This window comes from Paenibacillus pabuli NBRC 13638 (genome assembly GCF_001514495.1).
GTDB classification, from domain to species: domain Bacteria; phylum Bacillota; class Bacilli; order Paenibacillales; family Paenibacillaceae; genus Paenibacillus; species Paenibacillus pabuli.
This window is the reverse complement of record NZ_BCNM01000004.1, coordinates 266,166-278,703: the sequence shown is the minus strand read 5'-3', so window position 1 is coordinate 278,703 and position 12,538 is coordinate 266,166. Positions and strand designations below refer to the sequence as shown.

The following is a 12,538-nucleotide window of genomic DNA, read 5'->3' as shown; positions in this document are numbered from 1 at the left end:
AAAAAAAGGACCGGAAAAATGAGTCATCCGGTCCTTTTTGCTCTCGCTGTTATGTCAGTTAAGTTGATCAAAAGCGTATAAACACAATGATGCTCCGCAAACAGAATGACCCTTCGATCGCTGTTACCCCCGGATTTTTTTGATTCCCCTTAATAAGGAGAAAATCAGGGGATGGCATATGCTTCCGAAGCAGCTTTCTTTCAGAAAGCTTTTAGGCGAACGCTACGCTTCTCCGACTTCATTCTGTTTGCTCCGTCTGCGTGTTTATTTTGAAAAACTCAAATACAAACACCAAGAGCAAGTTTTTTTAGTATTTAAGGTCTGTGTACAGTGGGAATTGATCTGTCAGTGCTGTTACTTCCGCACGGGCTTCATCCAATTTTGCTGCATCTTTAGGGTTTTTCAATGTTTTGGCAATGATCTTACCAATGGCCACCATAGCTTCTTCGTTCATACCGCGGGAAGTAGCCGCAGGTGTACCGATCCGGATACCGCTCGTTACAAACGGGCTGGTAGGATCGAACGGAATTGCATTTTTGTTCACGGTAATGCCGATGGAATCGAGTACATGCTCGGCTTCCTTGCCTGTGATGTTTACGCTGCGAGTGTCGATCAGCATCAAGTGGTTGTCTGTACCGCCGGAAACGATGTTCAATCCTTCAGCAATCAGGGTTTCAGCCAGAACCTGTGCATTTTTCACCACATTTTGTGCATATGTCTTGAACGAAGGTTGCAAAGCCTCACCCAATGCTACCGCTTTGGAAGCAATAACATGCATCAAAGGTCCACCTTGGGAACCCGGGAATACTGCTTTATCAATCGCCGCTGCCCATGCTTTGCGGCACAGAATCATACCACCACGAGGACCACGCAGCGTTTTGTGTGTTGTTGTTGTTACGAAATGCGCATGTTGAACCGGGCTTGGATGCAATCCGGCAGCTACCAGTCCTGCAATGTGAGCCATATCCACCATGAACAAAGCACCTACATCATTGGCGATGGAAGCAAGCTTTTCAAAATCAATGGTACGCGGATATGCACTTGCCCCTGCTACGATCATGCGAGGACGATGTTTAAATGCAGCTTTGCGCACTTCATCGTAATCAATCAGGAATGTATCTTCTTGTACACCGTAAGCCACGAAATTGTACAGCAAGCCGGAAGCATTAACCGGGCTACCATGGGTGAGGTGGCCACCATGCGCAAGGTTCATGCCCAATACGGTATCACCTGGTTTCAAAGCTGCAAGGTATACTGCCATGTTCGCTTGTGCACCGGAGTGAGGTTGAACATTGACATGTTCAGCTCCAAACAATTCTTTGGCACGGTCACGTGCGATATCTTCTACGATATCAACATGTTCACAACCACCATAATAACGTTTGCCTGGATATCCTTCAGCATACTTGTTCGTCAATACAGATCCCATAGCCTCGATAACCGCTTCGCTTACGATATTCTCGGATGCGATCAGCTCGATGTTGTTTTGTTGACGTTTCAGTTCAAGATTCATCGCTTCCAGTACTGCCGGGTCATTCTTGCGCAATTGTTCCATGATTAAATTCCTCCCAGTTATAAGTGAAGTTATAAAGCGAAATCATGTTTACACGAAAACGGAGAGTGCAACACCAATCTGGAGAAGCAGAGCGTTCGCCTTTAATCACCCGATTTCCCCTTATATAAGGGATTCAAAAAAATCTGGGGATAACAGCGATCGAAAGATGGTGATGCAATCGAAGTCAGGAGTGTAACCAATCGTTTCGGTTTATACGTTAGTCACAAAATGTCGAATCTGGTTGCTCTTCCATACGATATACTGCGCGTTCGCCGCCGATCAACTTGGGACGAGTAAGTGCTGTAGTTACCCTCGCATCCCCAATGTAGCGGAGCGTTGTTCGGAAAGGTACAGCCACATGACGTAAGTGCATGCCAATCATCGTCTCTCCGATATCCATTCCTGCATGGGCCTGCACATGTTCAGCGAGACATGGGTCGGTTAGCGAGCGATACGCTGCGGATGCCATGGAACCACCTGCTTTGGGCACAGGTACCGCACCAACTTCAGTCAATCCAAGACGTGTAAGCAAGGAACGTTCCATCACCAGTGCACGGTTCAAATGCTCACAGCATTGAAATACAACATCGAAACCGAACTCCCGCTGCACCTCGGATATACCTGCAAGAAGCTGCTGCGCTACTTCAATCGCACCGCTTGTACCAATCCGTTTGCCTGCGACTTCACTTGTACTGGTGCCGATCACAACGATCTGACCATGCCCAAGCTGTCCGGCAAGCGCCAATTCACGCAGAATGGATGCGGTCTGTTCATGCAATCCGGGTTGTTCCGAATCCAACTCAATAGTCATCCTATCGCCTCCCGATAAAATCATGCCCGGCTTTCTCTTAGCTGTCCTTCGTATTGCTGCACGGCATTTCAGGTACTATTATAGCGAATATTCAGATGAAAGACGAAAAAAAGAGCAGTCTGCGGGTATCGCAGAATTGCTCTTTTGCCCAGGCGACCGGCCGTTTGTTCCGGTGCTCCATCGTGGTTATGCCCACTTCGTCGCCAGTTACACCGGATCCCTGTTTTCCCTTTCATCATAAAACAACCTGCGTTTAAAATCAACGGGTAATTTACATCCCGTGTCCGTTTTTGAGATGGAAATACAATGACTCGAATTAATCCAACTTGTCCAAAAGCCTGTCGAGCGCGGTCCGAATCTCTGCCGCAGCTATGTTGTAATCGTCGCGACTACCGCCAAACGGGTCCGAAATATCAAAGCTCGGAATGCGCTGTCTGATTTCAATCGCCCGCTCCCGTTCTGACGCCGAGATCTCCTGACCGAGCGCACGTTTCATCTCCAATGTGGCAAACAGGCTGTCCAATTCCTGAAGATCATTCAGGACTTGCTCGTCATTCTCCACATATTCCTTCAAGGTGTACGTCTTGTGTACCGCGTCGGGGAAAACCTGCATAACATGCTGTTTATGGCTCCGTGTTAACGTTAGTATAAGGTCCGCCCAGCCAACCAGGTTCGGACTAAGCATCGTCGAATGAGGCGGCCCTTCAACGTTATGATCCCTCAATACCGCCTCCGCGTGGTGGGAAATGGGCATACCTGTTGTTGCGGCTACGCCTGCAGAACGAACATCCACTTGAATGCCCCGCTCCGATGCCAGTTTACGCATAAGCCCCTCTGCCATGGGGCTGCGGCATGTATTCCCTGTACATACAAACAAAATATGTTTCATTGTGGTAGCCTCCCCATTTTGCAAATGTTGTCGAATCATGTTTCTAACTCCATTTCATCCAGTGAACCTTATAATCCTATATTGAAGACTGTACTTGGCTGTAGTCGTCATTAACGTTGTATTCTAAAATATAAACAAAAGTCCAAAAGCGAGCAAGATTGCTCCGCCAACCGCTTCTCCGTAGTCCCCCATATTTTGGCTCACACGCCGTCCCAACAACAGACCCAGGACAGACATCAATCCGCCGCATATCCCGAAAGCCAGCACCGTTATCACCAAATCACTGCTGAACATGCCCAGCGAGACACCAACGGAAAATGAATCGACACTGACACTGAGCGAGAACAGAATTACACCGAGTAGGGATCGGTGATCCACCAGCTTGGTATCTCCTTCACGAAAGGCGTTCAGAATCATATGGGCGCCCAGGAGAACCAGCAGTCCCCCTGCGGCATACGTGGTGATATCACCGAGCAGTGAACTGACGTATTTGCCTGTATACATGCCGATGAGCGGCATGATGATGTGAAACAGGGCCGTTACGATACTGATCCGCAATATGTCTTGCAGACGGATTCCCTTCATGCCAATCCCGATTCCGAGTGAGAAAGCATCGAGTCCGAGTGCGACGGCCATAATCAAAATGGTTACCAACTGCCCAACATGGGCAGACACATCCCACATCCCCATACCCCCAAGTCACGTAAAGGTTCTTGTACACCATATGCGGACAAGGACATAAACATGACCGGAGGAAACCTTTTGCATTGCCGGCATTCAAAGAATGAATGTTTAGTCGTGGCTAGAGGGCAGATGCCAAAGGGAAATACTCATAGATTATTATGGAAAGGGGGCTACGGGTTGCCGACTTGTATGAGTCGGTGACCCGCCGCCTTGAGCAGCCGGTTCATGACGGCTGCTCCCAGCCCTTCGCGCGAGCAGGCTTCAGCCACAATATATGTGGCGCCCTGCTCATCGCAGCTGCGCAGCGCGGCGTACAGCCGGCGCGCTGCTTCCTCCAGCTCGCTGGCTTCGCCCAGCGAGAACACGGCATCGGCGCGGTACTGCTCCGCGTGCTCGGCGAATGCCAGCACCGCGGTGCGCTCTCCGCGCTGCGCCGCCTCTGCGAGGGCGGCGCTGATCCAGGCCACCACCGCTGCGGGCGGCCCCTCCACCACGCACAGCGCACCTGCGGGCGCGTAGTGCGTGTACTTCATGCCCGGCGAGCGCGGCGCCGGGCTGTCATCGCCACCGGACCCCTCGGCGAGCAGCGCCGGGTCCGTGGCGACACGGGCGGCAACGGCGGACAACTGTTCCGCCGTAATGCCGCCAGGGCGCAGGATGGTGACGGTACCGTCGTCACCAGCCTGCACCACCGTGGACTCGACGCCCACCCCGGTGGGGCCGCCGTCCACGATGCCGCCGATGCGGCCTGCCAGATCCTCGCGCACATGTGCGGCGAGGGTCGGGCTTGGCCGCCCGGAGCGGTTGGCGCTCGGCGCGGCGACCGGGCATCCCGCCGCCGCGATCAACTGCAAGGCCACCGGATGATCCGGCATCCGCACGGCCACCGTATCCAGACCGGCGGTAACCCGCGGAGATACCGCCCCTGGCCTAACCGGCAGCACAAGCGTAAGCGGCCCCGGCCAGAAGGCCGTCATCAGGGCCTCCGCTGTGCGATTCACTTCCGTGACCAGTGAATCCAGCTGGTCACGCTGTGCAATATGCACAATCAGCGGGTTGTCTGAAGGCCGCCCCTTGGCTGCAAACACAGCTTCCACCGCAGCTGTGCTGCGAGCGTCTGCGCCAAGACCGTATACCGTCTCGGTCGGGAAAGCCACGATCTGCCCTTGACGAAGACAGGCTGCGGCATCCTGCAAGTCAGCAAGAGCCTGTGTATACGCACTACCTTTTGCCACATCATCCGTGTTCTCATTGGTTACCAGTACATGGACATCCCACATGCTCGTAACCATTTCCTCTGTACTTTCATCATTCTCCATGCCTTTCATGGAAGACTGATGCAATTGCTCGTTCTCTCTCGTCATATATCCATCATTCCTAAACTTCAGTAGGGTAGTTAATGCAGGGCATCCCGCTTACGCGAGGCCTATTCGCTTAGATTTTCTGATTCCTATAATTATAACATATCTGCTCCACCCAAGGATGCGGTCTTGATTCTTCCCTGTAACTTACATCGTGTGATCCTTGATCTAACCTATAATAAGACAAAAGGGCTCTCCCCTGAATCGAAGGCCCCTTGATAAAGTTTATATCCAGCTGCATGGTACACCGTTACGCAAACAAACCCGTCACCCAATCCCACATTTTGACCGCCATATCCCAGAGGAAGAAACGAGCCTCAGGTGCAGCGCCCTGCACGGATGCCTGCGCATCTCCCGGCTCTGCAGCAACTGCAGCTGCGGATGCTGTTGCAGGCTTCGCCAGTGCATCACCTGTCCCCGCATCTATGAAGCACAAAGGCGGAAACAACACGCACCACCAGTTTTGACCTTCACCTTTCCCCAGTGTTATCCGCACTGCTTCGTAATCTCCAGCAGGATATACGGTACCCCCATATAATTTGGTCGGAAACGGAACAACGCCGAGTTCCACCTGATACGAATAGGTTAAACCACGATTGGCAAGCTCTTCTCCCACACGATCCTCGATTTCAGATAAATGCTGACGGATGACCCCACGCGCTTCTTCCAGACTTTGCGGATTCTCCAGTTCGGTTACCCACTCATCCATCTGGGAAACGACAGCGTCACGGATCTCGCGTTTGACCAACTGATCTCCCGCTGCATCCGAGTTAGCGAGAATACGCAAGCGAATGGATTGTTCCGGAATCGCTGTGGCCGCCACAGCTGCATCGGTTTTCTGACCTTCCCACATCATAATCATCATCATAAGACATACCATAATAAGTCCAATTTGTTTCACGATTCTTCTGCTCATTCCGTTTCTCCCCCTCGGCTCCCTGATCATGATCCCTGTAACTCTCTCATGTCTATCAGTATGCCCGGAAGAGAGGGAAGTAAACCTGCTAGATTACAAATCTACTAAAAATTTTAATAGGAGGGTTAGACTTAAAATGAAAAGGACTGTTAACTCGCTCATAACGGACAAAGGTCAAAGAAGCACCTGCCGATGAAACGCTTGTCGGCTGGCACTTCCTTGAAAAATATAAAACTACGCTAAACCACCCTTGATGTTGCCAATCGACTGATACATGAGTATCTTTCTTTCTCGGTTACTTATTCACCCGGAAAGCTTCCCAGGCCCCGCCAACCGAATTGCGACTCGCTACAAGCTTACCGCCATTATTCAGATCACAGGTCACATACAGGTTATTCGCAAGTGCCTGCAATGCAATTGTTCCATCACCCAAATCCACTCGATTGAATTTCTCCCATTGCTGAATGGTTGTGGCTTTTGCGATCAGAGCACCACCCGCATTGACATCTGCTGTGACATATTTATTATTGATTTTGGACTTGAGGGACACCGTTCCGTCAGAATTCGTGATCCACTCAAACAGCTCCCAGTCTCCTGCCGTCGTCCGATTGGCGACAAGCTGGTCATTGCCTTGATTCTCGGCAGAGACGATTTGCTGATTGGCCTGAGCAACCAGATAGTTATACCCACTTGGATTGGGAGGCTGCACCGTACCACCACCCGTAACTTCTGAGTATACAGCCTGAAGCAGCGCACCTGAGCGGTCATTGCTGTATTCCCAGAACATGATGCCACCCAGATTGCTGTTTTTTACATATTGCACCTTCAGGCTGAGTGATTGCGGGTCGTCATACGAGATAAAGGTATTCCCGTTAAACAGATAAGGAGCTTGGGCACTGCTGTCCCAGTACCGTGTATATCCGTTTTTATTCAGATATTGGCTGACAATCGTGTTGTAATCGGGCTCAAAACCACCGGAAGCGGGTCTGTCCAGACCATTGTTCGAATTCTGAACACCCGTCCAGGCCCGGCCGTAAAAGGCTCCACCAATGACCAGTTTGTTCGCGGGAACACCGCTGTTTCTGAACAGATTAACCGCAGACGTTACACTAATATCTCTGCCAGACAGATTCGTATGATGACCTGTGGTTGCGTCCCAGGTTCCATGGAAATCGTAAGTCATGAGATTGATCCAATCAAGCAGAGGCGTGATATTATTGATTTCCACTCCGTTCAGATAACTGCTGCTCGCTCCGGCAGCAATAGTCAGCAAATATTGCTTGCCATTGATTTGCCCTTGCGCATTCAGCTTTTCACGAACCTTCGAGAGCAGTTGTGTAAAATTTTGTTTATCCTGTGGCCGTGCTGTTGTGCCGGCAGCAGGGTTGGTCGGATATTCCCAATCCAGATCGACGCCATCCAGATTATTGGAGGTTACCAGCTGCACGATGCTGTCGGCAAAGGTTGTACGTGAGGCGTCTGTTAGTGCTGCGTCTGAAAAACCGTTGGCTCCCCAGCCCCCAACAGACAATAACACCTTTAAATCCGGATTTCTGGATTTCAGTCCAACCATGAGTTGCAGTTTGGTACGATCTGAATCCGTAATGGTTGCTTTGCCGTTGGAGATGAGAGCGAAGGAGTAATTGATGTGAGAGAGCTGTTCTGCTTTGATATCATTCGCGGTCCAATTGGCCCAACCAGCCACATAAGCAATAATTTTCTTTGGAAGAGGAGCTGCGTCGGCCTTCTTAGCAGGTCCAATGACTAACGTCGAAGCCATTAATACGAAAGACAAAAATAAGAGCATAAACACTTTGACGATCGACGGGTTCTTAACGAATCGATTTTTATTCACCTTAAACTCTCCTTTTGGGTTTAAAATTAATTATTCAGCGACCTGATCCTTCGCCTGCATCCCCTTTGTCAGGAGGCCCCCGCACCGCACTACTTCCCTCTTCCTTGATCACTGTCGCTGTGCAGCCACACTTGATAAGACACATGGCTTCTCATCCTTTCATTTTCATCCAAACAGAACTAAAACAAAGTAAGCGTTTACAAACAATGTTGAAATCGATTTCATTTTTCGAGAAATAAACTAGCCAATGGATTTTTTGTTCAGAACCAATAGGCTTATTTGTAGAAATTACATACAGGATGAAGGAACGGAATATCAAATGCTGATCTGAGAGGCACGAGGAGAATAAGGATTCTCCAGAGCAGCTGACTTATGCTGAGTATCTAGGGAAGAGTGCGCGAACGAATCACGAACAGATTCATTATTGGCATGACTGAGTGCTGAGTGGGAAGTTGTTTAATAACTTATATTTAACGTATTGATTACTGTCTGACGTGGAGAGTGTAAGGAGGCGGGTAAAATACTTTTAAATCTAGTTAAAATGAGGATAATACAGAATTGAAATATTTGTCAATAAAATTTAAATTTGTCATTCATCTAAAATTCAAAGTTCAACATTCACACACTACCTTAAAAACAAAAAGAAGATCTTCACCTGGCTTCGCAGGCAAAGATCGAACTAGCAAACAAATCACTTACTGCTCCATAACATACCCAACAATCCTCTGAATGGGAAGGTAATATCCATGGCAGAGATGAATCATACCAAAGTTCAGGATTACGCTGTTGTCTTTTCCTTTTTGACCATACTCCATAAGCGTTCCAGCAAGGTAGGCCGTTGTTCTCCCATAAGAAGTTCGTCCTCTTCTTCCTGACCATACAATTTAATGCTCATCACCAACCCGATACACGCCATATTAATGAGCAGCGAGGTGCCTCCATAGCTGATAAACGGCAGCGTAATGCCCGTAAGCGGCATCAGCCCGAGGAAAGCACCAATGTTTTCAAATACTTGATATAACAGCATGCCGATAATCCCTACAATCACGACAGGCCCTGCCCTGTCTCTACAGTGTAAAGCGATTAACACCATCCGATGAATGAGGATAAAATACAGCAAGAGCAGAACAGATCCGCCTACAAAACCAAACTCCTCTGCAATGACCACAAAAATGGAATCCGAATACGTATACGGTACACGGCCCGATTGCACGGATGTGCCCTGCATGTAACCTTTGCCTGTTACGCCTCCCGAGCCTATCGCAAGACCCGCATTTTTCGTATGCCAGGAAGCTTTCGACGTTGCCTTATCCGGGACAAGCCAGGGATCAATCCGCTCGGCCCAATGCTGACGGTTCGCCTTTTCCAGAAAGGTATAGATTTCATCATGATATGTCGTATAGGCTTTGACGAATCCAAAAAAAGCCACCCCTACAATGACAAGAGCAATGAGTGCGTGCGACCATTTGATATTTCCGATCCATAACACAGCGACCAGGATCACGAGGTATCCGAGGGCATTTCCCAAGTCATTTTGAGCCATCACGAGCGCAAAAGGAACGAACGTCCATAAACCAATGGGCACAATATCTTTCCAGAAGCGAAGCGTAGACTTTTTCCTTTTGACCAATACATGCGCCAGAAACAGAATTAGGATCATTTTGAACAATTCTGCCGGTTGAAAAGAAAGATATTCATTAATCTTGATCCAGCCATTCGCATTATTAATAGGCCCGCCAACAAAGTTGACAAGAATCAGCAGGATGATCCCAATCCCGTAAATATAAAATGCATATTGGATGTACAGTTTATAATTAACCAATCCAATACCAACGACGGCCACGAATCCAATCCCGTAAAACAATAACGTTTTGATATGATGATTTCCCAAATTCGGATCGGACTGAATGGCACTGTATACTGTAAACACACTCATAACCATAAGCAGCAGCAGCACAAACAGAATAACCCCGTCCATCTTCTTCAGCATTCTCAGCATGTTCCCACGTGTCCCCCTGAGGTTCAATAACCCATTAATTATTTCCAGTGGTCTTTAATATTCCCATTGTATATAATTGGAAGACAAATAGGCAACCCTGTACACTCACCATCAGGATGGAATATCCCTATCACCCAGCAGCACAATTCCAATTAAAAAACGAAAAACCCTGAGACGAACAGATCCTTTTGCTCTGATCTGTTCGTCTCAGGGTTGCTTTCTCATCGTACTATGGCAAATAGCCTATCTTTCTTGAATAAACGTTATTGCTCCTGCCGGGATGGTTTGCGTCTGAACATCTTCATGACCAGTTCCGTAATGCTCGGTTGTTCCCCGGAACCCAGAATATCCTCATTCTCTTCTGTGTGAACCTTGATGCTCATCACAAGCCCCATACTAATCATATTGAGCACCAGTGAGGTTCCTCCGTAGCTGATGAACGGGAGCGTAATCCCTGTCAGTGGCATTAGACCAATGAACGGTCCAATATTGACGAAAATCTGGTACAGCAGCATCGCAATAATACCGACAATCAGATAGGGCCCTGCCCTGTCCTTACATTCCAGCGCAATCAGCACCAGCCTGTGAATGAGAATAAAGTACAACAACAGCAGTACCGACGCTCCTACAAAACCAAATTCCTCTCCAATCTGCACAAAGATGGAATCCGCAAAAGCGAGTGGTACCCGATTGGACTGAATGGTCGTGCCTTCCATGTATCCTTTACCACTAATCCCCCCAGAACCTATCGCAAGTTTCGCGTTGTAGGTCTGCCAGAGCACGTCCCTGGATGTCTGATCCGGCACCAGCCACGGATCGAAACGCTCCGCCCAGTGTGCACGGCCGATATCATTCAGAAATTTAACAATTTCATCGTGGTAGTGAATGTAGGCCTGAGTTCCACCAATGAACGCAGCAACAGCGATCACAAAGCCGATCAGGGCATGCGTAAATTTCACATTGCCGATCCAGAGTAATCCGACAAGAATAACGACATAACTAAGTGCGTTCCCCAAGTCATTTTGCAACAATACCAGAAGCAAAGGGGGGAGAACACATAGCGATATAGGAATGACATCACGTCCAAAGCGTAAAGATTGATTTCTCTTTCTTGTCAGAAGACCTGATAGAAATACAATCAAACATAGCTTGAACAATTCAGCAGGCTGTAAACTGACTCCGAATATGGATAGCCAACCTTTCGCGCCATAATATTCTTTACCAAAGAACATAACGAAAAGGAGCAGCAGCATACCCACGCCATAAATATATAAATAGTTTTTGATAATAAACTTATAGTTGATCATCGACATGCCAAAAAAGACGACAAAACCCAAAATATAAAAAACAACAGCATTGGTAGGGTAATTTTCCCATTTCGCCCGACCAAAGGTCGTACTGTAAATCGACAATATACTAATAGCCATCAGAATGAGCAATATAAAAACAATTGAATAATCTATTTTTTTGAATTTATGCAGCATGTAGTTTTGTTCCTCCAAGCATTCAGCAATCTTCGGTATATCTCATTGTAGAGGATTTCACGGCAAAAAGGAAACCCGCGGAACCTTACATTTTCGTCACCTGTTCCGAAGTGCGAACACCCAGTACATGCCGTTCAATGCCCGCAAGGTCCGGCACAACGATAATTTCCGGCCAATATCCGGCCGATTCAAGCAGAGCTGCGATGTCCCCGGCCTGTCCCTGACCCAACTCAAAACCAATGATCTGAGGCGGTGCAGGCAGCAGCGCCAGCTGCTCCAGCATGATGCGGTACGGCCCGAGTCCATCCGGGCCGCCGTCCAATGCCGTGCGCGGCTCATGATCGCGCACCTCGGGCTGCAACCCGGCGATATCTGCCGCCGGGATGTAAGGCGGGTTGGACACCAGGATGTCCACCCGTGCCCCGGCGAACGGGGCCAGCAGATCGCCTTCACGGAAGTCGATCTGTACCCCGTTCGCGGCCGCGTTCCGCGCGGCCACTTGCAGGGCAGCCGCCGAGATATCTCCGGCGCCTACCTGCCAGCGCGGGCGCTGCGAAGCCATCGTCACCGCGATGGCGCCGCTGCCCGTGCCAATGTCGACGGCGAGCGGAGCGCCGCCGGGAAACACGCGGTCGGCTTCGCGCAGCACAGCCTCGACCAGCAGCTCGGTCTCCGGCCGCGGAATCAGCACGGCCGGCGTGACCTCGAACGGCAGCCCATAGAATTCCTGGCTGCCAATAATGTACTGCGCCGGCTCACCCGCAGCCTTGCGCGTGACGGCGTCTTCCCAGCGGCTGCGAAGCTCGCTGGGAAAGGGTTCCGGCTGCATCATGTAGTACTCGGCCCCTTCACGGCCGAGTACATGTTCGAGCAGCAGCCGGGCATTGTTGTGCGGCTCGTACACGCCGCACTTCTCCAAAAAAGAGGAAGCCTCCACGAAGGCTTCCCGACAGCTCTGTTCCGGCGTCATGACAAACTGCGCTC

10 protein-coding genes and 1 riboswitch are annotated in these 12,538 nt (G+C 49.5%); all 10 genes read right to left on the bottom strand.

Annotated features, from left to right (window positions below; all coding sequences use genetic code 11):
• Positions 1 to 307: 307 nt before the first annotated feature.
• The 10 genes from glyA to prmC all read right to left on the bottom strand — a co-directional run bounded on the left by glyA (position 308) and on the right by prmC (position 12,524).
• On the bottom strand, positions 308 to 1,555 hold the full coding sequence (gene glyA / locus PPA03S_RS08295) for a serine hydroxymethyltransferase (RefSeq protein WP_167666000.1): 1,248 nt from the start codon (positions 1,553 to 1,555) through the stop codon (positions 308 to 310).
• A 217-nt stretch (positions 1,556 to 1,772) separates the two neighbouring features.
• Positions 1,773 to 2,366 (bottom strand): TIGR01440 family protein, encoded by a 594-nt coding sequence (locus tag PPA03S_RS08290; RefSeq protein ID WP_062321686.1) that lies wholly within the window; start codon positions 2,364 to 2,366, stop codon positions 1,773 to 1,775.
• Positions 2,367 to 2,505: 139 nt separating this feature from the next.
• Positions 2,506 to 2,587: riboswitch (ZMP/ZTP riboswitch) on the bottom strand.
• Positions 2,588 to 2,682: 95 nt separating this feature from the next.
• Positions 2,683 to 3,255 carry a low molecular weight protein arginine phosphatase gene (locus PPA03S_RS08285; RefSeq protein ID WP_062321684.1) on the bottom strand — a complete coding sequence of 191 codons (573 nt, stop codon included), beginning with the start codon at positions 3,253 to 3,255 and terminating at the stop codon, positions 2,683 to 2,685.
• 123 nt (positions 3,256 to 3,378) lie between these two features.
• Positions 3,379 to 3,939 carry a manganese efflux pump MntP gene (locus PPA03S_RS08280; RefSeq protein WP_062321682.1) on the bottom strand — a complete coding sequence of 187 codons (561 nt, stop codon included), beginning with the start codon at positions 3,937 to 3,939 and terminating at the stop codon, positions 3,379 to 3,381.
• Positions 3,940 to 4,109: 170 nt separating this feature from the next.
• Entirely contained in the window at positions 4,110 to 5,303 is a 1,194-nt protein-coding gene (locus PPA03S_RS08275) for an L-threonylcarbamoyladenylate synthase (protein ID WP_062321680.1), read from the bottom strand.
• 247 nt (positions 5,304 to 5,550) lie between these two features.
• Positions 5,551 to 6,216, bottom strand: coding sequence for a stage II sporulation protein R (gene spoIIR / locus PPA03S_RS08270; protein WP_062321678.1), 666 nt, complete (start codon positions 6,214 to 6,216; stop codon positions 5,551 to 5,553).
• A gap of 295 nt (positions 6,217 to 6,511) precedes the next feature.
• Positions 6,512 to 8,071, bottom strand: a complete 1,560-nt coding sequence (locus tag PPA03S_RS32035; protein ID WP_068964014.1) for a glycosyl hydrolase family 18 protein — start codon at positions 8,069 to 8,071, stop codon at positions 6,512 to 6,514.
• A 778-nt stretch (positions 8,072 to 8,849) separates the two neighbouring features.
• Entirely contained in the window at positions 8,850 to 10,070 is a 1,221-nt protein-coding gene (locus PPA03S_RS08260) for an FtsW/RodA/SpoVE family cell cycle protein (RefSeq protein WP_062321676.1), read from the bottom strand.
• A gap of 263 nt (positions 10,071 to 10,333) precedes the next feature.
• A complete protein-coding gene (locus PPA03S_RS08255) occupies positions 10,334 to 11,554 on the bottom strand; it encodes an FtsW/RodA/SpoVE family cell cycle protein (protein ID WP_062321674.1) in 1,221 nt (406 codons plus the stop codon).
• Positions 11,555 to 11,639: 85 nt separating this feature from the next.
• On the bottom strand, positions 11,640 to 12,524 hold the full coding sequence (prmC, locus tag PPA03S_RS08250; RefSeq protein WP_082704055.1) for a peptide chain release factor N(5)-glutamine methyltransferase: 885 nt from the start codon (positions 12,522 to 12,524) through the stop codon (positions 11,640 to 11,642).
• Between the last annotated feature and the right edge of the window lie 14 nt (positions 12,525 to 12,538).